Here is a 24913-nt window from a genome sequence, read left to right as displayed (position 1 = left end):
TCGAAACGGATGATATTTTCTAGTGTTTATATATGCAGGCCTTGATTGTTCATTCTTAATATTAATGTATCCTTTATCAAAAACAATAATTTCCCTTTAAGTAAGAAAGGTCTTCAGGTTCACCCTAGTAATTTATTTGGGAAAAAGGTCATTTGAAGCGTTCAATATCTTCTGCCTCTCCAAAAGGAGGTTTTTCACCTGACTCTGCTAACTCATCTTCAACAAAATAGACACGAACCTTTTCCCCAACAGTAATATCCTCAAACTCAGGATTAGCCTTTACATGGACGATATTGCCCTTAATCGTTTCTTCATCAATAAACTTATCGATTTCCTCAGGAAGCCCATTAACTAATAAGCTTTTCATAATCGTAAATTGAACATCTTCATCAACTTCTTTTTTTACAATAGTCCCCTCTACATAAAACCTTGATTCCTTCTCTTGTTGGTCCATATAGTAGTTAAAAAAATAGAGTGATCCGATTGGAACGGCTAAGCTTAAAATAACGACACTAATAATAATAATACGATTTTTCATAAGTAAGAATCTCCTTGCCTTTCATCTCTTCATAGTGTATCACGAATTCCTCCTTAGAGAAATCCTACTTCAAAATGAGGAAATGAGAAAACAGACAGAAGGTAGAAGGGGTTTTGAATCATTCAATCTTTCGTTTCATTTTTTTCTTCATGTTTGCTATCGGTTTCTCCAATAGATTTGGTAGTAATGGAAATTAATAGGACTATAGTTTTATATTAATAGGTAAAAAAGACTATTATATCCGAAGGATTAATGATAAAATATTCCTGTTTTAAACTAGTTGAATGGAGGTTTTGCTCTTTTATAAGTCTTATGAAGAAATTTGAACAACGATTGAAGTGATTTGTTTAGGAGGATAATGTTAGATGAAAAAATTGAGTTTAGTCGCGATGACGATCATGATGTTGATTCAAACGATTTTCACTAGTGCAGGCTTACCAATTAGGGCGGTAAAAGCACAAGGAAATTCGAGTGAAACTATAATTATGGATGTAGTATTAACGGATGGAGACGGGAATGTCTTGGATGGTGAACTTAATCCTGATAATATAGTTTCCGAAGATTCAACCGTAATGGTAAGCCTTGAATGGAAGGTCAGAAATACGGATAGTCGTAGTAAAGAAGGTACATATTCATACAAACTTCCTGATGAATTGATTGTATCAGAGGTACAACATAGTAAGTTAATATCAGCAGGAATTGAAGTAGGGAATGTTGATGTTGGACTTAATGGTGAAATATCCATCAAAGTTGATAACATAGTAGAAAAAGAGTTAGATTTACACGGAACGTTCAAGCTTCAAACAAGTCTTAATAAAGAATTACTCGCAAGCTATACGGAGTTACCGATTTCTTTTTCTCTTTATGAGAGTGAAAAGGTCATTAACGTTCCAATTCAATGGGAATCAGAAACAAAAAAGACTGAAAAACAAGTAAGTGTTGAAGTTGAAAAGAATGAAGAGCCCTCTACTGTTATCAATATTGATAAATCTACCAAAATGAAAGAAATAAATAAAACAGTTGAAGTCCCTTCAGAAATTAAAGAAAGTATTTTAACAAGTGTCATGATGAAGGATGAGTCTGGAAACATCATACACTCTGAACTGAATCCTGAAAACCGTCCTAGTTTAGGTGATCCAGTTGAGATCGAGTATACTTGGGAGCTGCCCAATGGGCACGGAAATAAAGATGGAGATACCTTTACGTTTTTACTCCCTGACATTTTTACTATTTACAATAAAATAGAGGGGGAATTATTGTTAAATGATGGGACGTCTGTAGGGGATTTTTCAATTGGTACGGATAGAGAAGTCGTTTTCACGTTTAATCACGTCATTGAACAGCGTTCAAATATTCGTGGCAATGTCAAAGTCTGGACAGAATTTAAGGAAGAAACGATAGGCAGTGTTACACGAGAAATTGTTTTCCCTGTTATTGAAGGAGTATCGTTCACTGTACCTGTCGTGTTCCAACCTACAACCGGAAATTCGATTGAAAAAAAGGGGATGCCGAATAAAGAATATAATGGGGAAGAAATTGAGTGGACGATCGATTTTAATAAGCAACTAGAATTCATAAACGATGCTATTCTATTAGACCCTATTCAAAATGGACTTCAATTTCAAGAAGACTCACTTAAGGTGTACCATTTAGATATCCAACTTGACAATAGCATCGTAATAGGAAATGTGGTTGATCCGAGTGAATATGAAATTCAAAAGCTGAATGGACAGGATTTTCAAATTCGCTTTGGAAATATTAACTCTGCTTATCGAGTTGTGTTTTCAACGGATATAACGGATAAGGACAGAATGACCTATCGAAATGAAGCCATTTTATCAGGTGCTAATGTTCGTGATTTGAATACAACAGCAACCGTTTCTGTTGGACGTGGACAACCATTACAGAAGCGGGCTACCCATTATGATAAAACGGCTCAAACCATTACATGGGAAATTAAATATAATTATGATGAAAAAACGATTGAAAAAAATCTAGCTAAATTAACGGATCTATTTAGCACTAGTCAAGAGTTTATTCAAGGGTCAATTGAAGTCTATACGGTATCGATTGATGAACATGGTGGAGAGGAAAGTTTGCAACCTTTTTCAGATTACACGATAGTGGAAACTAACGGAAATAATAAAAAGGGATTTGATTTCCAGTTTAATCAAAATATTGATTCAGCGTATAAAATTATATATAAAACAAGAGCGACAGACCGAGTCTTTGAGGACGAAAGAATCATAAACGAAGTGACGACTGAAAATGGAATATCCACTGAGGCAATCAGGACGATATCCTCTCAGATTATCTTTAAGCATTTAATCGCTACGAATTATAAAGAAAAAACCGTCAAATGGCAAATTCCCTTTAATCATGATCGATTTGAGATGAATCAAGTGGTATTGGAAGATGATTTCAGTAATAGAGGATTAACCTTTCTTCCAGCTACCCTTAAAATCGTGAACAGTGATAATCAAAATGTTTTAGGAAATGGTGATTATTCCTTAACTGAAAATGAAAATGGGTTTACAATTTCATTTAATCATAAACTAACGGAACCGCACTATATTGAATATGAAACGATATTTGACTTTGATGACAGACAGGATTTAACGAAAAATTATTTAAGAAATGAAGTAGTAATTTCTTGGCAGGATGAACATGGAGATGAGCAAACAAAAGAGACAGCAGCTCAATTTGAACCAGATCCTTTCACAAAAAATAATGGCTATAAAAATGGATCTTATAACGCCATTACGAATGAAATTACTTGGAATATCGGCATGAATTACAATTTAGATACTCTTAGCACCCTAAAGATGGTGGATTATTTATTGGACGGACAAGAACTAGTTGAAGAGTCTATTGATGTCTATAAGCTAGAGCTTACTGGTCAATATAATGGAGTGAGAAGAGGAGAGAGTCTAGAAAGAGGAATTGACTACGAAATAGAACGAGTGACAGATTCAGACGGAAATCCTGGCTTTAAGCTACAATTTAACAAAGAGATCACATCTGCTTATGGGATTTCATATAAAACAAGTTTAGAAGATAAGCTTGTAAAGAAAGAGTATCATAATACCGCAACTTTATTGGATGGAGAAGATCAATTAACAAAGTTAGATGCTAACGTCTCCATTAGGCACGGTGGAGAATATACAAGTAAATACGGCATACAAAATGGTAGGTTTGTTGATTGGACAGTGAATATTAACTTTGGTCAGTCAAAAGTGTCGAACGTACAATTGATTGATACACCAAGTCTTAACCAGAAATTAAATGAGGATTCCTTTCATTTGTTTGGAACAACTATTAGCGAAGATGGAATCGTTACGATCGATAGAGATAATGAATTAAAACTTGAGGCGGATTATACTCTGAACATTGACAAGGATGAAAAAGGAAGGCCTACTTCCTTTCAAGTAAGTTTCTTGAACGAAATTGATTCAGCCTATATTTTAGAATATCAGTCGTACATTAATGCGGTGAATGGTGATGAAGTAACGAATTCAGTTACATTTAAAGGGGATCAAATTACAACAGAGGAAACGGAATCTTCTGAGACGATTACCGTGAAATTGTCGAATGGCTCGGCTCAAGGTAGCGGAGAAATAGGAAAATTAGAAGTTACGAAGATCGATATGGACAGCGAAGAAGTATTAGAAGGTGCAACTTTCTCATTATTCGATGCAGAAAGTAATAAAAAAATAGAAACATTAACTACAGGTGAAGACGGAAAAGCAACCTTTTTAAACTTATTATATGGCGATTACCTCTTAATAGAGGATGAAGCTCCAGAAGGGTATCTTGTCGGAATCAATAATCACCATATGGTTACGGTAGGCGCGGATAATAATGAAGTTGTCGTTGAAAACCAAAAGATTATTCGTTCGATAGAAGTAACAAAAGTCGATAAGGAAACGAAAGAGCCTCTAGAAGGAGCAACATTTGAACTTCTAAAAAAATTAGGAGACAGCTATGAGTTTGTAACGGAACTCACGTCAAATCATAATGGAAAAATTAGTAAGAAAGATTTAGATCCAGGGGAATATCAATTAATCGAAATAGTAGCTCCATTTGGTTACCAATTAGATGGAACGCCAATTGAGTTTACGATTAAAGAAAATCAAACAGAAAAAGTTGACATTATAATAGAAAATCAAATCATGTTAGGAGCTATAGAGCTCGTAAAAGTTGATGAATTTAATCAGTCAGAAACATTGAGTGGTGTTGAGTTTGAACTACTGGATGATCAGGGGAGGGTTCTAAAGGAGAAACTAACTACAAATGAAGTAGGAATCATCATGGTTGATGAACTGCGGCCAGGTAAGTATCAGTTTAAAGAAACAAACACATTGCAGTACTATGAGCTAGAAGAAGCTCCAATAGAGTTTACAATTAAAAAAGGAATCACGGAAGCGGAACAGCTTGTTGTTACAAATAAACTAGTACCAGGTTCGGTTGAACTGATGAAGGTAGACAAGGATAACCACAGTGAAAGGCTAAAAGAAGCAGAATTTGAGATTAGGGACGAATCTGACAACCTTATTCAAGCAGGATTATCGACAAATGAAGAGGGGATATTGGTCGTCAAAGACTTGAATCCAGGTAATTATCAATTTGTCGAAACGGATGCGCCATTCGGTTATGAACTAGACGCGACACCAATCGCCTTTACGATTGAGAAAGGGCAAACGGAAATGGTAAAGGTAGTGGCGGAAAATAAACAAATACGAGGCTCAGTTGAACTGACGAAAATAGATGAAGAGGACAGAAATGTTAAGTTAGCTGAAGCAGAATTTGAGTTACAAGACGAGTCCGGAACGTCGTTGGAGAAAGGGATAACGACAAATGAAGCGGGGATTGTGGTCGTCAATGACTTGAATCCAGGTACTTATCAATTTGTCGAAACGGTTGCGCCATTTGGTTATGAACTAGACGCGACACCAATCGCCTTTACGATTGAGAAAGGGCAAACGGAAATGGTAAAGGTAGTAGCCGAAAATAAACAAATACGAGGCTCAGTTGAACTGACGAAGATAGATGAAGAGGACAGAAATGTTAAGTTAGCTGAAGCAGAATTTGAGTTACAAGACGAGTCCGGAACGTCGTTGGAGAAAGGGCTAACGACAAATGAAGCGGGGATTGTGGTCGTCAATGACTTGAATCCAGGTACTTATCAATTTGTCGAAACGGTTGCGCCATTTGGTTATGAACTAGACGCGACACCAATCGCCTTTATGATTGAGAAAGGGCAAACGGAAATGGTAAAGGTAGTGGCGGAGAATAAACAAATACGAGGCTCGGTTGAACTGACGAAGGTAGATGAAGAGGACAGAAATGTTAAGTTAGCTGAAGCAGAATTTGAGTTACAAGACGAGTCCGGAACGTCGTTGGAGAAAGGGCTAACCACAAATGAAGCGGGAAGCATAGTCGTAACGGATTTAAAACCAGGCAAGTATCAGTTTGTCGAAACGAAGGCACCTTCAGGTTATAAACTAGACGCAACGCCAATCACCTTTACGATTGAAATTGGACAAGAGAAACGTCTGGTGCTTGAAGTAACGAATCAATCGATTGAAAAAACATCCATCGTCAAGAGCAATGAAATTCAAAACGAACAACCTTTAGCACCAGATGAGCTTCCTTATACGGGAGAAACACTTCTCATGTACTTACGATTATTAGGAGGAATATTCATTACTGTAGGTGGAGGACTATTAATATTCAATAAAAAGAAGAAACGAACCTCATAATAAGGATGGGCCTTTCATGAAGAGAAAATCAAGTTTAGGAATAGTATTTATCATAATAGGACTAGTGTTGTTCTCCATTCCTATTCATTATGAATGGAAGAAGGGAAAAGAAATAGCAGCTTTAGAAGAAGCTTTCTCTCTTATCTCCAGTCCACAAGAAGCGCCAGTCGACCTCTCTTTGATTGATGATGTACATTTGAATGATGAAGAGCTTCAAGACTTGGTAAAACTTGAGATTCCTACCATAGGTTTAGATCAAATCATTCTAAGAGAACCTACCGAAGAAAATTTAAGTTTGACCTTAACGCAAATAAAATATGAACAAGTTCCAGGTAAAGGGAATTTTACGATAGCAGGACATAGAGGATATCGAGAAAATAGACTATTCCGTAACTTGCCTGATGTAGAGATTGGAGACAAAGCGTTTTTAAATACGGGTACTCAAACATTTGTCTACGAAATTACAAGCTCAACGGTCATTAGTCCAACACAAGTTGATGTTTTAGAAGATAATAAAAAGAAAGCAGAAATTACAATGATTACCTGCACCCTTTCTGGATTAGAAAGAATTGCTGTTAAAGGAGAACTAATTCAAATAAATGACTCATTGTAGTCGAAGGACTAATAGATGGAAGTATGTATAGAACAAATCAAAGAGAAGATACAAATAGATGTTAAAAAGAATAGTGAATGATAATTAAAGGATAGTACCTCGTTTTCGGTTAATATGTAAAGCCAAGAACGGGGTACTTTTTATTTTTTCTTATTTTCTAGAAGCTAAGGTATGACAAGATAAGAGTATCGTAGTGAGATGAAGAATATTGTGCATTTAAAATCACTGAAGGGTCTTATCTGTTAGGGTACCGATTTATCTACGCTTTTTTTAAAGGCTAGTTTCTTTTTCACTTTAGATAGCCGTAGCAATATCCATTGCCATCGTTTCCTATCTTTAGAAGGAGACGGATTAATAAGCTTATTTACGATTATATTAATTGCTTCTTCGATAAGTATGAATAATAGAAATGGTGAGAGAATCAAAATAATCCATTGCCACATAAAGATGCATCCTTTCCGTGAAAACTTATTTATATATTACCAGAAAATTCTATATATTCAACATAATAGGCTGTTTTTTAAATATGATGTTTTTTCCGCTATTTACTTTATATGAATAAAAAGGCTAAATATTCGAAAAAATAGTGGGTTTCGTATGGTAAACTGGAGATGAAAGGAGATAGATAGTTTTGCTTAGTCCGTTTCAATTAACTCAAATACAACAACTACAAGAAAGATGTGAAAAAGAAGAACAAATCTTATTAAAGTTAAATTGGGATTTATTAAATACGCGAAAAAAATCAGAAAAGAGAGATTTTTTTTATGAGGATAATGGCCAATTGGTAGGTTTTCTTGGGCTTTATTCGTTTGGTTCAAAGGTTGAGATTTGTGGAATGGTTCATCCAGAATATCGAAACCGAGGCATTTTCTCTACATTGTTAAAGGAGGCATTAGCGATATGTGATAGCGAAAATATTTCGACCATTTTGTTAAATGCTCCTGCAGCCTCCGAATCTGCAAAAAAATTCCTACAAAATCGCTCGTTTTCATACCGTTTTTCTGAGTATGAGATGCAATGGGAAGAAACCTCATTAAATAGTACCGAGGATGTCGTCATTCGGAAAGCAACGAAAGAAGATCTACCACTTGAAATTGAATTAGATGTGCGTTGCTTTCAATTTAGTCAAAAAGATGCGCTAGAGTATAATGAACGAATTAAAAAAGAAAATACACAATCATTTTATATGATAGAGCACGCCGGCGTGACTGTAGGAAAAATGCGACTTGATTATACTAATGAAGAAGCTTGGATATATGGATTTGCTATCTTACCAGAATACCAAGGAAAAGGGATTGGGCGAAAAGCGCTAGTCAATATGGTGATGGCAGAGCAGGAGAAGGAGAGACCTGTCTTTTTAGAGGTAGAGGCTACCAATAAACATGCGCTGAAACTATATAATGATTGCGGCTTTAAACCCTATAGTGTTCAAGATTATTATGAAAGAAGGAGATAATAATGAATTCTGGTCGATTTTCAGTAATTCAGAAATATATTATGACTGAAGGGAGAGAGCTAGAGAAAGCGATGTGGAGGCTGCAATTTGCTGAAGGATCAGAGGAGGACTTCCTCACAGAATTAGCTCGATATCAAAATGACGATGGCGGATTTGGTAAGGGGCTTGAACCGGATATACGTTGTGAATTATCATCAGCCATTGCCTCAACTGTAGCCCTTCAACTTCTTTCGCAATATAAGGTGTCAAGTGAGCATACAATGGTTAAAAAAGTGATAAGGTATCTTCTTGACACATTTAATAAAGAAAAAATGGGGTGGGATATAGTTCCACAAGAAGTGGAATGGTACCCTAGAGCGCCGTGGTGGAATTATCGTGAGCAACAAGAGGCTTGGGGGAACCCTAATGCTGAAATTTTAGGTTTTTTATATGAATTTAGCGAACTAGTCCCTCCTTCATTAATTGATTCATTAACCGACCATGCCCTAACTTATTTGCAATCATTAGAACAATTTGAGTTTCATGAATTTTTGTGTTTTCATCGATTAATAGAACGTGTTCCAGTTGAGGTAGCTGAAAAGATGGAAAAGAAATTCATCGAAATGATGAATAGTTGTGTGACAATCGATAGGGAGAAGTGGTCTGATTATTGCTTACAACCAATTGATTTCGTTCAAAGTCCAGCATCTGCCTTTTATGATCAATTTGTTGATGTGTGGCGTGAAAATCTTCAGTTTCGATTACATTTACAAGAAGAAAATGGATCATGGACACCGATGTGGACATGGGGAAACCAATATGAAAAAGTATGGGAAGTGGCAAAGAAAGATTGGACTAGTGTTTTGACGTTAAAAAATGCCCTTTTGCTCAAGGAAAACAATCCGTTGTAGGGAGCTAAGAATATAGCTCCTTGCATTAATGATGCTGCTTGAAAAAGGAGATTGAATGATCTTATCGAAATGATATACGAAGACAGTCTGTTAAAAGTAGGTGGTATAGTTGAAAAAGCTTCTTATGGTAGGCTTCTTCTTAATAATAAGTTCTATCGTTTATCCACAAAATAGCTTGGCGTGTTCATGTGTAGCTCCTGGGGATGTTCAAACAGAACTTAACCGAAATCAAGCTGTTTTTACCGGGAAAGTGGAGAAAGTGAGGAGTAGGTTGCTTTCGAATCACTCCTCGGTTACATTTTCTGTTCACCAGGCTTGGAAGGGGATAGATGAGAAAACGATTACGATAAATACACCTACTCATTCATCAGCATGTGGCTTTACCTTTATAGAAGGAGCGGAGTATTTAGTGTTTGCGTTTGAAAATGATAGTGGTACTCTAGAAACAAGTATTTGTTCGCGAACGAAAACTACCGCAAAAGCAGCGGAAGATTTAATGTTTCTTGGAGATGGAGAGGTTTCCTTTAATGATCATAATTGGTTTATGTCTAATCGACATGCCTTTCTCACATTGTTGTTTGCCGTTCCATCTACTATCGTCATCGTTTCGCTACTATCATTTTTACGACGCAACGGTCGATTATAATGGAGGTATGAGGATGAGCCAGGGGTTTTCAGAAAAATTGTCTATTTTTTATTCATTGGTAGAAAAGCAAAACGGGCTTCACTCCTTACCGTGGCATACCGTCTTAAATTACCCTTTTTATGCCCATTTCCAGGAGGAAGAGATAGAATGTCAATCAGGTGCTTTGTTCGCTTTTTGGGGTTTATTAGAGCATTGGAAAGCAACAGAAAGCTGTCCATTTACTAACGACGAAAAAAACCATTCCTTTTATAGCTATGTTGATGAATTTGATTATCATGCACTCTCCCTTCAAAGAAAGTACCCGAATCTTGTCCATGTAATTTTAGCTACCCTTCAAATACTTAACCGACGGTACTCCTTTCAAAAGACATTTCCATCAATTGACGTAGACTGGCATCTACACATTCAGGATTTTTTGCTGGCAAACCACTCAACAACTGTAACAGAAGGTACTCGGTTTCTTGCCTATTTAGAAGCAGGAATTGTATTAATTGATTAAATAATTCACATTGTTTTGTCAGGAGAAAACATATGTAAAGGGTTGATATGTAAGCGTTTGCATACAACCTTTCACAGTTTGTTCAATATTTCACAATCTATATTCACAATCTAAGTGGTACAATAAAACCATGAACAGCAAAGGAGTGAAAAACATGATTCTATGTGAATGGAAAGACTTCAATACTGATGCTGATACCTACACTCTTGAGACTTTTGAAAACACCGTAGAAGATGAATTTGAGGCGATGATGGTGATGGATGGAGAAGATATTCCGTCCTACATTTGGACCGTTAATTATGTGGTGATTATTAAACGGAGTGCAAGAATGTACAATGACATCTCCTTCATCAAGATTCCAAGAAATCCAGTTTGTGAGTAATGAAAAAATTTTCATATAATATGTGAAATGTTTCACAAAAAATAGGAGGAAAAGACATGGCAATTGGTGAAAAGGTTTTGAAAAAACAAACATCTGTTTCAAAAACAATTGATGAACTAGCGGGAAAAGGGTTAAAGGCACTTAACGAATTTAAGTCATTTGATCAAGATCAGATTAATCGAATAGTAAAAGAAATGGCATTAGCTGGGCTAGATAATCATATGAGATTGGCTAAATTAGCAATTGAAGAAACAAACCGTGGTGTTTATGAAGATAAAATCATTAAGAATATTTTTTCAACAGAATATATTTATCATAATATTAAATACGATAAAACGGTTGGAATTATTTCTGAAAATGAGTACGACGGTGTGGTTGAGATCGCTGAGCCTGTCGGGGTGATTGCAGGTGTGACACCTGTAACGAATCCTACTTCAACAACGATGTTTAAAGCAATTATTTCAATCAAGACAAGAAATCCAATCATCTTTGCCTTCCATCCCTCTGCTCAAAAATGTAGTTCTGAAGCAGCTAAAGTATTAAGAGATGCAGCGATTAAAGCTGGAGCACCAAAGGATTGTATTCAATGGATCAATACGCCATCTCTTGAAGCGACGCAATCATTAATGAATCATGATGACATATCACTTATCCTTGCTACAGGTGGTGCCGGAATGGTGAAATCAGCCTATAGCTCTGGTAAACCAGCCCTTGGTGTAGGTCCTGGTAACGTACCATGCTATATTGAAAAAACAGCCAATTTAAAACGAGCTGTAAATGACTTAATTTTATCTAAAACATTCGATAATGGAATGATTTGTGCTTCTGAACAAGCGGTGATCATTGATAAAGAAATTTATGATGAAGTGAAAAAGGAACTACAACATCATAGTTGTTATTTCTTAACTGAAGATGAAAAGAGAAAAGTAGAAAAGCTAGTAATAAATGAAGCATCATGTGCGGTGAATCCAAATATTGTTGGAAAACCAGCTTTTGAAATAGCGAAATTGGCAAATGTAACGGTTCCAGAGGATACGAAGATTTTAATTGCTGAAACGAAAAGTGTAGGTCCCGAAGAGCCACTCTCACGTGAAAAATTAAGTCCCGTTCTGGCCTGTTACCAGGTAAAAAGCACAGAAGAAGGCATAAAACGCGCTGAAGAAATGTTGGCATTTGGAGGAACTGGTCATTCTGCCGTTATTCATTCTGAGGATCAAGAAGTTTTACATGATTTCGGTCACCGAATGAAAGCAGGACGTATTATTGTAAACGCTCCGTCTTCTCAAGGGGCAATTGGTGATATTTATAATGCTTATATGCCATCATTAACACTCGGATGTGGTACGTACGGCGGAAATTCAGTCTCCACGAACGTTGGGGCTACTCATTTAATAAACATTAAGAAAATGGCGAAAAGAAATAATAACATGCAGTGGTTCAAGGTTCCACCGAAAGTATATTTTGAGAAGAACTCAACTCAATACTTAGCAAAAATGCCGGATATTTCTAAAGCAGTAATCGTTACAGATCCAGGTATGGTGAAACTTGGGTATGTAGACCGTATTTTATATCATTTACGTAAACGCCCAGACTATGTACATTGTGAGATTTTTTCAGATGTAGAACCAGATCCATCAATCGAGACTGTGATGAAAGGTGCCGATTTGATGAAGAAATTCCAGCCGGATGTTGTCATTGCGTTAGGTGGTGGCTCAGCAATGGACGCGGCAAAAGGAATGTGGTTGTTCTATGAACATCCTGAAACATCTTTTGATGGGCTACGTCAAAAGTTTTTAGATATACGGAAAAGAGTCTTCAAATATCCAAAACTAGGAGAAAAAGCAAAATTTGTTGCAATTCCAACAACATCCGGTACAGGTTCTGAAGTGACGTCTTTTTCCGTCATTACAGATAAAGAAAACGGAATAAAGATTCCGTTAGCAGACTATGAATTAACACCAGATGTTGCAATTATTGACCCGCAATTTGTTATGACAGTACCAAAACACGTAACTGCTGATACAGGAATGGATGTCTTAACTCACGCGATTGAAGCGTATGTCTCTAATATGGCAAATGACTATACAGATGGACTAGCCATCAAAGCGATTCAGCTTGTATTTGAGTATTTACCAAAAGCGTACCGTAATGGAAGTGACGAATTAGCTCGTGAGAAAATGCATAACGCATCAACCATAGCTGGCATGGCATTTGCTAACGCGTTCCTTGGAATTAACCATAGTTTAGCCCACAAATTAGGAGCTGAATTTCATATTGCTCACGGAAGAAGCAATACAATATTAATGCCACATGTCATTCGTTACAATGCACAAAAACCGAAAAAATTCACGGCCTTTCCAAAATACGAACACTTTAAGGCAGACGTTCGATATGCAGAAATTGCTCGTATTCTCGGATTACCTTCTCGTACAACAGAAGAAGGGGTGGAAAGTTTAATTCAAGCAGTGATTAAACTAGCAAAAGAGCTTAATATTCCAATGAGTATTGAAGCAAATGGAGTCAATAAAGCTCAGTTTGATAAAGTCGTCGAACAATTAGCTGACCGTGCATTCGAAGATCAATGTACAACAGCAAATCCAAAGCTACCCCTCGTAACGGAATTAGCCGATATATATCGTGAAGCATTTAAAGGGGTGTAAGTTTAGATAAACGTCCCGATCACTACCGAAAAACCGTGTTCAGATAAACACGGTTTTTCGTTATGGCTTTATTTGGTGAGAATGATTCTTTGAGATATAGTCGACCAATCCCATAGCATTTAGCGACATATCCATCTCGAGTATATGGTATATCGGGTGGGTAGGCGGTATCCCTTTTGTACTAAGGTAGTTTGAAACAACTTCCATTAGTTCGAGCTTTACTGAAGGAATGGGGTCGGTGGTGTTTTTTTTCAAGCCATTGATGCTGGCTTCGGTAAATTGGGGCAACCAATGACGAAGGTGTTCAAAAACGTCCGTTACCTTTCTTGTCATTCCGTAATGACCAAAATATATGAAGTGAGGATCTAAGTTCTCTAGCTTCATTGCAGATAGTAGCATTTTTTCTGGGTCATATTGATTAGGTGAAGTGATAGGTAAAGAGAAAAATAGCCCCGCTTTTTCTAATTCTCCGTATAAGGAACCGAGAGTATCTCCACTAAAAATGCCTTTACTTTTCGAATCAAAAATGCAGAAATGATGATTGGCGTGTCCAGGAGTATCGTAGAAGCGTAAGGTACGATCCTCCCCAATTTCAAGTTCATCTTCTTCATTCATGATTAAGATGTTCTCTTCCTTTACTGGAATAATAGGGTCAAATAATTGATTAAAATGCTTACCGTATACGGCTTTTGCCCCTAGAATTAATTTTGTCGGATCTACTAAATGCCTTGCTCCCTTAGGATGCACCACAACTTTCGCATTTGGACAATGCTGCAGTAACAATCCTACCCCACCTGCATGATCGAGATGAATATGAGTGACGATGATATATTCAATTTCCTCTGGTGATAGGTCAAGGTTAGACAGCCCTTGTAATATGTATGGGACAGATGAACTTGTACACGTTTCGATAATCGTGGGCTTCTCAGATTTAATCACATATGAGCCCGTCCGTTCTTTCATTTCTAAAAACAATCCATCAATTAAATAAATATCCTCTTGTAATAAGGTAGGTAAGCTCATGGTCAACGCCCCTTTGATAGGTTTTCTTTCATTTTATGGCAAAAACGATTTATAAGTAAAGGATTATACTGAAAATTACAAAAAAGAATGAATAATGGAATGGGGAGGAATTGTCGTAAGATGATTGAATATTCATGATACAATGGGAATATATACTAAAAGAAGTTTTTACTCTAGTATAAATAAATGATAAAACGAGGCGAATGTATTTGAGAGAATTAGTTTCTTCCCCCATACAAGCTGTGTTGCATGAATATCTCTTTTTATTAGATGAGAGATTGCCGAACATGGTGGAAGGATTATATCTACACGGTTCTCTAGCCTTGAACGCCTATGTAGAAGGTTCAAGTGATATTGATTTTTTAACTGTTATAAAACGACGTTTAACCAAAAATGAAATGAATATGGTAGCAGAAATTCATAATCAATTTGCTAAAAAATATCCAACACCACAATTAGATGGCGTCTATATTCTTTGGGATGATATAGGAAAAGAATATTCAGCGGATCAGAGTAATATCTATTACAATGATGGCGTCCTATCCTATGGACCTTATTTCAATTTCAATCCAATTACGTGGTGGACGTTAAAAACTAATGGAATAAAAGTAAGAGGGCCTGAGACAGCATTATTAAAACTTGACGTATCCCCTCACCAAATCACTACCTATGTAATAAATAATATGAATAGTTATTGGACCAATTGGGTCCGAAGAAATAAAGATTCTTTAAAAGAGCTATTAGATTTAGAAACGAAAGAGATAGAATTTGAAATTGAGTGGTCAGTCCTAGGATTATTGCGACAATACTATACGTTAAAAGAAAAAGATATTATCTCAAAGCTAGGGGCAGGCGAGTATGCTTTACGTCACGTTCCTGAAAAATGGCACCAGATTATTGAAGAAGCAATTAACATACGGTCAGGTAAGCAAGAACGATTCTACGATTCGAAAGAAGAACAAATCATGTCAGCCATTACATTCTCAGAAGAGATAATTCGTTTCAGCAACCAGCATTTCCATAACGAACAATTAGAAGTTTCTAAATGATTGAATTACTCTATCTATATATTAGTTATAGAGAGGCGTACTGATTAGAGATTAGGTGGAAATGCCCCTTTGCTTGCAGTGACTTTTATGGTTATTTATAGAATTTATCATTTTTCATTGGTGTTTGTTCTATCAGAGGCTATTGAGAAAGTTGACATCTTTGGGGGTGGTTGATCCCAATCTCCTAGTCCTGATCCGTTCTCTACTTAATGCTTTACGTCATTTGTTAAGGAATGGGAAAGGCATTAAAAAACTAAGACTAGCTTTCAATCAGAGGATGTTAACCTGATGAATTTTCCTTTTTTGCTTAAATGCTTGCTAGAATAAGGAATGAATAGAGTAAATTTAAGAGTAGTATATGGAAGGAGTGTTGAAAATTTGGTTACGATAAAACGCTTATCGGAATGTTCTTTACAGGAAGCTGTCCTTGCATGGAATAGGGGATTCACCTATTATTTTGCAGATGTTCAAATGACCATAGATCATTTTTTGAAACGACTTGTTCAAGAAGAACTATCCCCAGACCTATCGATCATCGCTTTCGATGGGGAGGAGCCGATTGGAATTATTTTAAGCGGGATAAGAGAAATTAATGGGAGAAAAATGGCATGGAATGGAGGAACAGGTGTTGCTCCAACTTATAGAGGAAAAGGAATTGGGAAAGAGTTGCTGAAAGAAGTTCTGGCTATTTATCGTGAAGAAGGAGTCGATATCTCAACGTTAGAAGCAATTGATGAAAATGAACATGCTATTCATTTGTATGAAAAGTTTGGGTACGTGGTAGAGGATCGTTTACTCTTACTCGTGCAGGAAGGTTCAATGGACGCAACTCGATTTGGGAATCATCAATCGGGTTATACGTACACAAAGATACTTCCGCAAGAACTGCCAAACCTTTCAATTTATAAAAATATGAAGGGTTGGCAAACCCAGTTTAACAGTGTAAAAGAGGGAGAGGTACTTATTGCTGCGGACCAAAACACAGAAGTTGGTTATGCGCTGTATAAACGTCATTTCAACACGGAGGGGAAACATGTATCAACAACACTTTATCAGTGTGAGGTGGGTGAAAATCGGCATGACCACGACGACATTACAGCAAGTTTATTAACGCAAATATACGCTCCTCTCGAGCAAAATATAAAGCGGAATACAATGAATTTGTCTGCTACAAATCAATCAGCGGTTTCCTTGCTCTATAAGGCAGGCTTTAAGAAGCATATAGAACAAGTGTGGATGAAGAAAATCATGGCAAGCGAATGACCGTAAAGAGATAGTAACAATGAGTAGGTAAACGATTCATTTTCGTTATTTCCTAAGTATCAATAAAATTAGTACATCGCTATGAAATCACTTAATAGTAGGTCAACATTGGGATTTATTATTTATGTATTGAGATGCTTGTTTAAAAGAAAAGATTTCACATCACATCGTTAATTTCCTTTATTATTTCAGGAGTTTCTACTGTCCGGAACTATTATTGCATCCTTATTTGAAGGGTTTGATAATAGTGTAATATCTCCACTTCTGCTGATGGTAACCACTTTGATTGTGGGAGAACTTGTCAGAAGAAAATATGAAAGTAAGTAAATTATGGAAACGGTTTTTTGTGGATATTTCCAATAACGGTCTGTATAAAATGTTTAAAGGGGAAAGATATGTTCTTAAGAACAGAAAGATTAATTATACGCAATTTTAAAATTGATGATTGGAAAGATGTCTATGAGTATACTTCCAAAAAGAGTGTAATGGAATTTATGCCCGAAGGTGTATTAACAGAGGAAGAAACAAAGAGGTTTATTAAGAAAAATATAGATGGTTCTCCTGAGAAGTTTCCAGTCATATTAGCAGATGAATATAAATTAATAGGGCATTTAGAGTTTTATAAGTTTTTTGGTAAACATACTTATGAAATAGGGTGGGTATTTAACCCTGAATATTATAATAAAGGTTACGCTTCTGAAGCTGCAGCTGCGATAATAAAATATGGCTTTGAAAATCTAAAATTACATAGAATTGTAGCTACCTGTCAACCAGAAAACATTGCATCTTATCGTGTAATGGAAAAGGTGGGTATGAGAAGAGAAGGTTACTTTAAAAAATGTATCCCTCGTGGTGATTTTTGGTGGGATGAATATTCCTATGCCATTCTGGAGGAGGAATGGGAAAACTAATTGTTTTTATAAAAAGTGTACCCAACCATATTGTATTTTTAGAGAATATAATTATATTGAAATCGAGTCTTCCGTTAAAGGGAACATTTGTTGAATAACAGATATAAAAAAAATGATCGAACTTTTTAAAAAATTCACATTAAATATTTAGGAGAAGAAGCCATTTTGATCAATCTTTTTCAAAGTGGCTTCTTTTGGTTAGTAATAATATTAAGGTTTGTGAGATGTTTTTGATCGAGCTTTATTCTAAATCAACACTAAACTATCAATTAAAAATTGTCTGTGCTATTAAATTAAAACCGGTGCTTCAAAGGAAGAAGCTGAAGACATTATCCAGGAAACAGCTTGAAAATTATCACAATATATAGATTCCATTAAAATCGGTAATAGTCAAAGCTGGAAGAAGAAACAGATCCAGTCCTATTTTATGGGTTAGGTTACTGGAAGTTTACTTTTCAAAGTATTAAAAATAGCACCCTTCTGCAAGAAAGGCACTAATAATAGAATAATTATATGATAGATTGACAATGGCTTAATCATCAACGAATGGGTAAAACATCTAATGAGGAATAAGGTGAATACAAAAGCAGTTTATCTTTCCTGTAATATAATACTATATCAAATCAGAATAATAGTTATCTCAGTGGGTATACTAACTCAATCCCCTTCTCGTTTCTTAGTGCTTCATGGTACCAGTAGTTATGGTCAGCACCGTGAATGCATAGGATTCTTTTGTCAGGAAATTTTTTTATTGCATTCTTCACTCTAGCAACCATCATGTAATGTCTACTATTCCATATAATGTTTTGGACATTGGGGTTGATATTATGTAACCACTTATACATATCCTTTGTTATATGATCATATTCGAAAGAGTTTAAAGAAATGTTGCCTTTATTCCATGTCGACAATTGTCTTTCATTCCAGTCATGTAATTTATTCTTTAACTCTTCTTTAGTATCTTTATCATACTTATCAAATGGACCTTCTTGAAATACATCTTCTTCAAACCAATTTACAGGAACAAAATGAATCCCTCTTTCTTCGCACATTGGGAAAATTAGCTTAGGGTATTCATTTTGTGTTTCACCTAAGATCCCAAAAGGTTCACCTGTACGATTGTACAGCTCCCAACTTTTTGGATGGACTTCCCCACAAATTACATCAGGTTTGAATTCCAATATTAACTCTTCAATTAAAGATAATGGTAATTTATATTTTTTCTGCATTTCTTCATCATGCGTCATTCCTAAAATTCCTACAACAGCCAAACTCCCACTCCTCGATATGTTTTATTTTCACAATTATAACATATTTTAAATGTCCAAATTTTTTTATTTAGAGTTTTATAAAGCAAAAAAGAGAATAGTAGCTCTCCTTTTAGCATAAAGGCCATTTTAAAACAACTCATGAATTAGGGAAGTCAATTAGAAAATTCATTTTGACTATATTGGAGCTTTTGACGGCCTAAGACAGGAACTAATATTGTAGAGGGACAGAGGCAAAGTGCAGAACTGTTTGAGCTACATGATTTTATAAGGGTATTTAACCAATAAAGATTTCAGTAGACTGTTTCATTAGGTATTACGATTTGTGATTTTTCAGGTGATACTGGTTCTTCTCTGGATGGAAGCAACGGGCAAGTCCATAATGTTTGTTTCCTATATCCAGTCCTTTTGCTTTGGACGTTGAGGGAAATAATCTCACAGTGCAGAGAGGTGGAAAAAGTTATAAGGAGGTTGTATGGAATAGCATAAATAGGGGAATACCCGCCGCAACAGCTGTATCTGATTTCACTTTTCGAAGACTACTTTTTTTCGTTTCATAAGAAACAATGGGATTTACTAAATAGTGCGTAGTCCTTTTTTCTCGAGAAACTGTTAAATAGGTTCAGTGTACTGCCCTGTAGATTCAAAAGCAATGACAGGTTTTAATTCAGCTCGGCTTTCCACCTCTATAAAAAACATAAAAAAATCACGTAATCCATTGGTACCACCCTTAAGTTTGAAGGTCTTTCCGAAGTGTTGTTTTCTCCTTTTGCGACATCCAGGCTAATCACTGGATTAATACGTTATCACATCTCCTTTTTTAAACAGTAGCCACTGTCTATCTAGTAGTTTCAAAGCTTCGCTTGTTATGCAGGGTCTCTACCCAACCAGCCTCAAACATGTTTCTATAAGTAGGGGGTGGACGGTATAGCCGCCGGGATAAAGTCCCACGGGTGCGATTATCAAATATCAGAAGTAAAAGTAATTAATCTTTTTTATAAAATCAACATTATACCTTCAGGAGAAGAAGCCATTTTGATCAATCTTTTTCAAAGTGGCTTCTTTTTGTTAGAAATAATATTAAGGTTTGTGAGATGTTTTTGATCGAGCTGGAAGAAGAAAGGGTCTATCATATTAATCATATAAAATATGTTAGGCCTTTTAATTGATCTTATACAAGGAGACCTTTATATTGTCCCTAAAAAATTTTACATAACTAATGATTAGGAACTATTTTTTAAAAAATTACTATAAGGTAATAGATAGTGAAGAAAGGAGATACTCTTGTTATGAAACAATGGAATGACAAACTAGACAAAATAACAGATTATATTAATGAAATATTAATACAGCATCAGGGTGTTGGGATAAGCGTTGCCATCGTGAAAGACGCAAATATGATCTATTCTAGAGGCTTTGGATGCTCTCAGACTCAGCCTTGCAAATCTATCGATGGTGATACATTGATGAGCATTCAAAGTATTTCGAAGAATTTTATGGCACTTTCAATTATGAAACTCGTTCAAAAAAAACTTATTTCATTAGATCATACAGTTGATGCGTATTTGCCATACTTTAGAACAAAAGAAAAACATCTTAGCGAAACCATCACGATTAGGCATCTTTTGTCACATACGGCCGGATTCCCTTCAAACTTAGGGATCGCCAATATGATCGCTCCAAATGTAAAAGAAATTTTTTCCGATACCCCGACAGAATTTCAAGAAGCATTAGAGTATTACAATCTTACAGAAGAAGAGATTACAAATGTACAAACAAGAGAAGATATTACAAAGTGGTTTAAAAAAGTAGAATTGGAGTATCCAGTTGGAGAGAATTGGGATTATTGTACAGATTCGTATGTCATACTTGCTGATTTATTTGAAAAAGTAACCGGGGACAATTGGGAAACATACCTTATGAATGAGATACTTTCCCCATTAAAGATGAAGAGAACCACTAGTGATTCACGTATAGTTCAAACAGATAAGAACAGTGCTAAATATTATTTAGGAAAAGAGAAAATAGAAACTTCCTTTCCTGTAAACCCAATCTCCGCTCCTATTGGATATTTGTATTCAACAGCAGAGGATTTAGGGAGATATTTAAACTTCCACCTAAATAAAGACTCGAAAATTTTACGTCCGGATTTAATTGATGAGATGCAACACCCTATTCATCTTGTTAGTGAGGAATGGCAGTTTGATAGCGACGTCAGAAGCTACGGGCTTGCGTGGTTTACTGACATTTATAGAGGTCATAAAATAGTAGAACATGGAGGCGGTCAACTAGCTGTAAGATCATTGATGTCCATGGTACCTGATTTGAATTTGGGAGTAGTCGTCTTACTGAATTATGATGGAACGACCCATCATGATATTCGTGATAAGATTCTAGACGTTTTCATAGGTTCTTAACATTAAATTCCTTTATGGAGATAGTCTTGCACGTTCAACGACCCGATAGCTATTGGCTTGGAATAATCAAGGACTTGGATGATAAAAACTAAAAAATGTCGCGAACTTTAACCTAGTAATGCAGTTATGCTGTGCTAGAAACTAAATAAATAAATAAATAAATAAACGGATTCTGCTCGGTAGAAGATAAAATTCATATGGCAAGGAGGTTGTAGTAGGTCTTTTCCGTTTTTTTCTATTTTGATATAGTAGTAATGGATAAAATTTAGTATTATATAGTAAAAGTTGAATAAATAAAATTGTCCGGAACTTTATAATGAGAGATGTTAGTGGAGATGGAAAAATTTCTTGTCAAAATGCTGGGCAAGTCAAATAAAAACACAAACGAAGGATCGCAAGCTTTTCATTCTTATTACCCATTATATAACTAGAATTCTTAAATGAATGACACGATTCACCTATCGGTATGTACTATTGGAAAATAAAACTTAGGAGGATTGCAAAATATGTAAAAATACTACCTTTTCTCATCTATTTAAACATTGATAAAAAGGGGTAGTAATAAATGAAAACAAAATCCTTTCGTTATATGTGGATTGGACAAGCATTGGCAAATTTGGGCGATATCTTTTACATTGTCGGTCTCATTTCCATTTTATATGCGGTGTCTGAGTCCGTCTTATCTTTAACTTTATTGCCGTTTGTAAATACAGCGGGTAGGTTTATTAGCGGAATCTTCTCACCAATATTATTTAATAAATATCGATTAAAACAGCTTTTAGTTTGTTCGCAATGGAGTAAAACAATCGTACTGTTAGGACTTATTTTTTGGATAAGCCTTCAGGATGATGTTTCTGTTATCGGAATGGTTTTATTTATTTTTGTCATCGCTTTTTTGGATGGCTGGGCCATGCCAGCGAGCAGAGCGATGCTTCCAAGAATCGTTAGTGATAAAGAAATTGTTAAAGCCAATAGTTTTGTTGCAATGGTGAATCAAACGATTCAATTAGGAGGCTGGGCTATAGGTGGTGCACTTGTAGCTTTATTAGATGGTCAACAAGTCATTTGGCTAACGTTTGTATTATTTTTATTCTCTTCTGTTATGATGTGCTTTATTATTGACCCTACACCTTCCAAGCATACTGAACGAAACCGTAAAGTGTTAGAAGTTCTTATGGAAGGATGGAAAATTATCTGGCACAATAAACTATTTCGAACGCTACATGTCGTCCTTGTCATTGAATCCATGGCAAATGTTGTTTGGATTGCAGCGATTATTTATGTGTTTGTATCTGAGGTATTGCATAAAAGTGAAGCTTGGTGGGGTTATATTAATACGACCTTTTTCGTGGGCTTACTTATAGGCGGTGTTTTTTGTTCAAGGTATTCATTGTTTATGAAAAAACAGATCAAGAAAATCATGCTGTTATCTTCCATCGGTGTTAGCTTTATAACTTTTCTATTTGGAATAAACTCGGTAGGCTGGGTAGCATTGATCCTGTCTATCTTGTTTGGACTGGTAGAGCAGATAAAATCGATAACATTTGAAGCATACATTCAAAGAGAGGCTACTTCTTCTGAACTACCCAAAATTTATGGTACGCAAGAGGCTTTATTATCCATTTGCTTTGGCATTTTTTCTTTAATGATAGGGTCAATCGCAGAGTGGTTCGGTGTAAAATCCGTATTTATCCTTGCAAGCTTAATGTTGGCAGGCTCTGCGTTATACCTTATTTTCGTACAAAAACGCTTTACAAAGAGTTACTTCTAAAGAAGTGGGTAAGTAAAGTTTCTTTACCTAAATGACCATATGGATAAATGAGGAGATAAAAAATGGAGCAGAGATCACTTACGTTAACAGGTCGACATCAACTTGAATGGAGAACAAAGAACATCCCTCCATTAATGGAAGATGAAATTTTAATTAAAACCATTGCTGGAGCGGTTAGTATTGGCGCCGAACTACCACAGTATAATGAATCTGATAGAACAGATGTAGAGCCAACCTATCCTAGTGAAACAGGCTATGAAAGCTATGGAGAGGTCATTAAAATAGGCAAAGATGTTTCTTCTTCTAAAGTGGGGGATAGAGTAGTTGCTTTTTATGGACACAAGGACTATGGAGTCGTGAAGGCGAAGAAGGCAATCCGAGTTCCGAGAGAAATTTCTTATCCCTTTGCCTTACTAAGTATTTTATCTTGTGATGCAGCAAAGGGAGTATTAAAGTTGCAGCCTAAAAAAACAGATAGAGTACTTGTTACAGGCATGGGAACGATGGGGCTATTAACAGTTTATTTTTTGAAAAACTATATGGAAGTAAAGCATGTTGATGTGATAGACCTTGATAAAAAAAGGTGCGAATACGCAACTATGTTTGGTATAAGTAACTTTTATACAAATCAAGCTGAATGCCCACAAAACTTTTACGAATGTGGCTTAGAGTGTTCTTCATCAAATGAAGCGTTTAGGACATTACAAAAGTCCATTCGTGTAAATGGAGAAATCTGCATTTTATCTGATGGAAATCGTGATTCTTTGAACTTACAAGCTGATTTCTTTAAAAAAGAACTTAAAATTATCGGCTCAAGTGATGGATGGGATTATCAAGAGCACGCTAATTGGCATTTTAGTAACGTTGAAAAAGTACCACACATCGAACAAATATTTCAACATCAAATTTCCCATCAAGAATTGATAAACTGCTTTGAAGAATTGAGTAAAAAAGTAATCAATCCATTAAAGGTCTTAGTAAAGTACTAGTAATAACAGTTGGTGAGCATTTATTTTCTTAAGAACGATTAAAACGATACTATGTTAAAGTAAGGTGGAAATACAGTGAGTAATCCAATTAATCAAATTATGCAAATCATTTCTTTAGCTGAGAAACTAAAATATGAACTTCGACATAGCTGGATTTCTCAGGGAAGACAAGAAAGCGTAGCCGAACATACGTGGCGAGTGTCGTTAATGGCCATTTTGATTGAACCATATCTTGATTGTAAGGTTGACATAGCTAAACTACTAAAAATGATCATTATTCATGACCTTATTGAGGCGGAGGCGTGCGATGTACCGGCTTTTGATACGATGAATAATTCTACTGTGAAAAAGCAAAAGGTAGAGAGAGAGCATCAAGCGATTGTAAAAATAAAAAATACACTTCCAAAGGAACTTGGCGAAGAGGTTTATAATCTTTGGATGGAATTTGAAGAAAAAGAATCGTATGAGGCAAAAGTGGCGAATGCCCTAGATAAACTAGAAGCACAAATTCAACATAATGAAGCAGATATTTCAACTTGGTTAGAAATTGAGAAGGAAATGACCTTTATGATGGGAAAGCATGTTGAATTCGATTCATTTTTAAAAAAGTTCAAAGATCAAATTGAACAAGATGGAGAAGAAAAAATGATTGCAGCGGGTGTTGAGTTTCACAAACCACTGTAGATAGTATGGTAGCGAATAATAAATTTTAAAAAAATTAAAAGCTTCTAGACGTTTGCTAGAAACAATTTAGTAAATGAAACATATAGTAATAC

General features: G+C 35.8%; 19 protein-coding genes. 15 read left to right on the top strand and 4 right to left on the bottom strand.

Annotation, left to right across the window (positions count from 1 at the left end; all coding sequences use genetic code 11):
* Positions 1 to 148: 148 nt before the first annotated feature.
* Positions 149 to 538: a hypothetical protein gene (locus WAK64_RS07010; RefSeq protein WP_336586235.1), complete on the bottom strand. Its 390-nt coding sequence runs from the start codon at positions 536 to 538 to the stop codon at positions 149 to 151.
* A gap of 365 nt (positions 539 to 903) precedes the next feature.
* Between WAK64_RS07010 and WAK64_RS07005 the strand changes: the two genes are divergently transcribed.
* Together WAK64_RS07005 and WAK64_RS07000 are read left to right on the top strand one after the other, a co-directional pair.
* A complete protein-coding gene (locus WAK64_RS07005; protein WP_336586234.1) occupies positions 904 to 6300 on the top strand; it encodes a SpaA isopeptide-forming pilin-related protein in 5397 nt (1798 codons plus the stop codon).
* 16 nt (positions 6301 to 6316) lie between these two features.
* Positions 6317 to 6913 carry a class D sortase gene (locus WAK64_RS07000; RefSeq protein WP_336586233.1) on the top strand — a complete coding sequence of 199 codons (597 nt, stop codon included), beginning with the start codon at positions 6317 to 6319 and terminating at the stop codon, positions 6911 to 6913.
* A gap of 242 nt (positions 6914 to 7155) precedes the next feature.
* On the opposite strand, the gene WAK64_RS06995 is transcribed toward WAK64_RS07000, so the two are convergent.
* Positions 7156 to 7356: a hypothetical protein gene (locus tag WAK64_RS06995; protein ID WP_336586232.1), complete on the bottom strand. Its 201-nt coding sequence runs from the start codon at positions 7354 to 7356 to the stop codon at positions 7156 to 7158.
* 188 nt (positions 7357 to 7544) lie between these two features.
* On the opposite strand from WAK64_RS06995, the gene WAK64_RS06990 reads away from it, so the two are divergent.
* The 6 genes from WAK64_RS06990 to adhE all read left to right on the top strand — a co-directional run bounded on the left by WAK64_RS06990 (position 7545) and on the right by adhE (position 13446).
* Entirely contained in the window at positions 7545 to 8369 is an 825-nt protein-coding gene (locus WAK64_RS06990) for a GNAT family N-acetyltransferase (RefSeq protein WP_336586231.1), read from the top strand.
* Between the two features lie 2 nt (positions 8370 to 8371).
* Complete coding sequence (locus WAK64_RS06985) at positions 8372 to 9259, top strand: hypothetical protein (protein ID WP_336586230.1); 888 nt, start codon at positions 8372 to 8374, stop codon at positions 9257 to 9259.
* Positions 9260 to 9368: 109 nt separating this feature from the next.
* On the top strand, positions 9369 to 9905 hold the full coding sequence (locus WAK64_RS06980) for a hypothetical protein (RefSeq protein WP_336586229.1): 537 nt from the start codon (positions 9369 to 9371) through the stop codon (positions 9903 to 9905).
* Between the two features lie 13 nt (positions 9906 to 9918).
* Positions 9919 to 10404 carry a hypothetical protein gene (locus tag WAK64_RS06975; RefSeq protein WP_336586228.1) on the top strand — a complete coding sequence of 162 codons (486 nt, stop codon included), beginning with the start codon at positions 9919 to 9921 and terminating at the stop codon, positions 10402 to 10404.
* A gap of 154 nt (positions 10405 to 10558) precedes the next feature.
* Positions 10559 to 10786 carry a hypothetical protein gene (locus tag WAK64_RS06970; RefSeq protein WP_336586227.1) on the top strand — a complete coding sequence of 76 codons (228 nt, stop codon included), beginning with the start codon at positions 10559 to 10561 and terminating at the stop codon, positions 10784 to 10786.
* A 56-nt stretch (positions 10787 to 10842) separates the two neighbouring features.
* A complete protein-coding gene (gene adhE / locus WAK64_RS06965; protein ID WP_336586226.1) occupies positions 10843 to 13446 on the top strand; it encodes a bifunctional acetaldehyde-CoA/alcohol dehydrogenase in 2604 nt (867 codons plus the stop codon).
* Between the two features lie 60 nt (positions 13447 to 13506).
* Here adhE and WAK64_RS06960 read toward each other — a convergent pair whose 3' ends face one another.
* Entirely contained in the window at positions 13507 to 14469 is a 963-nt protein-coding gene (locus WAK64_RS06960) for an MBL fold metallo-hydrolase (protein WP_336586225.1), read from the bottom strand.
* A gap of 209 nt (positions 14470 to 14678) precedes the next feature.
* Here WAK64_RS06960 and WAK64_RS06955 point away from each other — a divergent pair, with 209 nt between their 5' ends.
* From WAK64_RS06955 to WAK64_RS06945, 3 genes are all read left to right on the top strand, one after another.
* The gene (locus WAK64_RS06955) at positions 14679 to 15518 is read left to right on the top strand and encodes an aminoglycoside adenylyltransferase domain-containing protein (RefSeq protein ID WP_336586224.1); all 840 of its coding nucleotides are present in this window, start codon (positions 14679 to 14681) and stop codon (positions 15516 to 15518) included.
* A gap of 378 nt (positions 15519 to 15896) precedes the next feature.
* Positions 15897 to 16781: a GNAT family N-acetyltransferase gene (locus WAK64_RS06950; protein WP_336586223.1), complete on the top strand. Its 885-nt coding sequence runs from the start codon at positions 15897 to 15899 to the stop codon at positions 16779 to 16781.
* A gap of 395 nt (positions 16782 to 17176) precedes the next feature.
* A complete protein-coding gene (locus WAK64_RS06945) occupies positions 17177 to 17692 on the top strand; it encodes a GNAT family N-acetyltransferase (RefSeq protein WP_336586222.1) in 516 nt (171 codons plus the stop codon).
* 635 nt (positions 17693 to 18327) lie between these two features.
* Here WAK64_RS06945 and WAK64_RS06940 read toward each other — a convergent pair.
* Positions 18328 to 18963 (bottom strand): hypothetical protein, encoded by a 636-nt coding sequence (locus tag WAK64_RS06940; protein WP_336586221.1) that lies wholly within the window; start codon positions 18961 to 18963, stop codon positions 18328 to 18330.
* 1286 nt (positions 18964 to 20249) lie between these two features.
* Here WAK64_RS06940 and WAK64_RS06935 point away from each other — a divergent pair.
* The 4 genes from WAK64_RS06935 (at position 20250) to WAK64_RS06920 (ending at position 24821) form a co-directional block, all read left to right on the top strand.
* Positions 20250 to 21377 (top strand): serine hydrolase domain-containing protein, encoded by a 1128-nt coding sequence (locus tag WAK64_RS06935; RefSeq protein ID WP_336586220.1) that lies wholly within the window; start codon positions 20250 to 20252, stop codon positions 21375 to 21377.
* A gap of 565 nt (positions 21378 to 21942) precedes the next feature.
* Positions 21943 to 23148 (top strand): MFS transporter, encoded by a 1206-nt coding sequence (locus WAK64_RS06930; RefSeq protein ID WP_336586219.1) that lies wholly within the window; start codon positions 21943 to 21945, stop codon positions 23146 to 23148.
* Between the two features lie 62 nt (positions 23149 to 23210).
* On the top strand, positions 23211 to 24137 hold the full coding sequence (locus tag WAK64_RS06925; RefSeq protein ID WP_336586218.1) for an alcohol dehydrogenase catalytic domain-containing protein: 927 nt from the start codon (positions 23211 to 23213) through the stop codon (positions 24135 to 24137).
* Between the two features lie 99 nt (positions 24138 to 24236).
* The gene (locus WAK64_RS06920) at positions 24237 to 24821 is read left to right on the top strand and encodes an HD domain-containing protein (protein ID WP_336586282.1); all 585 of its coding nucleotides are present in this window, start codon (positions 24237 to 24239) and stop codon (positions 24819 to 24821) included.
* Positions 24822 to 24913: the final 92 nt, after the last annotated feature.

This window comes from Bacillus spongiae, from assembly GCF_037120725.1.
GTDB lineage: Bacteria > Bacillota > Bacilli > Bacillales > Bacillaceae_K > Bacillus_CI > Bacillus_CI spongiae.
Note: the sequence above shows the minus strand (reverse complement) of the source record. Positions and strands in the feature narration are given on the sequence as shown.

Excerpts from the sequence above, each read along its gene's own strand:
- WAK64_RS07010 (WP_336586235.1), bottom strand. The coding sequence starts at position 538 with ATGAAAAATCGTATTATTATTATTAGTGTCGTTATTTTAAGCTTAGCC.
- WAK64_RS07005 (WP_336586234.1), top strand. The coding sequence starts at position 904 with ATGAAAAAATTGAGTTTAGTCGCGATGACGATCATGATGTTGATTCAA.
- WAK64_RS07000 (WP_336586233.1), top strand. The coding sequence starts at position 6,317 with ATGAAGAGAAAATCAAGTTTAGGAATAGTATTTATCATAATAGGACTA.
- WAK64_RS06995 (WP_336586232.1), bottom strand. The coding sequence starts at position 7,356 with ATGTGGCAATGGATTATTTTGATTCTCTCACCATTTCTATTATTCATA.
- WAK64_RS06985 (WP_336586230.1), top strand. The coding sequence starts at position 8,372 with ATGAATTCTGGTCGATTTTCAGTAATTCAGAAATATATTATGACTGAA.
- WAK64_RS06975 (WP_336586228.1), top strand. The coding sequence starts at position 9,919 with ATGAGCCAGGGGTTTTCAGAAAAATTGTCTATTTTTTATTCATTGGTA.
- WAK64_RS06970 (WP_336586227.1), top strand. The coding sequence starts at position 10,559 with ATGATTCTATGTGAATGGAAAGACTTCAATACTGATGCTGATACCTAC.
- adhE (WP_336586226.1), top strand. The coding sequence starts at position 10,843 with ATGGCAATTGGTGAAAAGGTTTTGAAAAAACAAACATCTGTTTCAAAA.
- WAK64_RS06960 (WP_336586225.1), bottom strand. The coding sequence starts at position 14,469 with ATGAGCTTACCTACCTTATTACAAGAGGATATTTATTTAATTGATGGA.
- WAK64_RS06945 (WP_336586222.1), top strand. The coding sequence starts at position 17,177 with ATGTTCTTAAGAACAGAAAGATTAATTATACGCAATTTTAAAATTGAT.
- WAK64_RS06935 (WP_336586220.1), top strand. The coding sequence starts at position 20,250 with ATGAAACAATGGAATGACAAACTAGACAAAATAACAGATTATATTAAT.
- WAK64_RS06930 (WP_336586219.1), top strand. The coding sequence starts at position 21,943 with ATGAAAACAAAATCCTTTCGTTATATGTGGATTGGACAAGCATTGGCA.
- WAK64_RS06925 (WP_336586218.1), top strand. The coding sequence starts at position 23,211 with ATGGAGCAGAGATCACTTACGTTAACAGGTCGACATCAACTTGAATGG.
- WAK64_RS06920 (WP_336586282.1), top strand. The coding sequence starts at position 24,237 with ATGCAAATCATTTCTTTAGCTGAGAAACTAAAATATGAACTTCGACAT.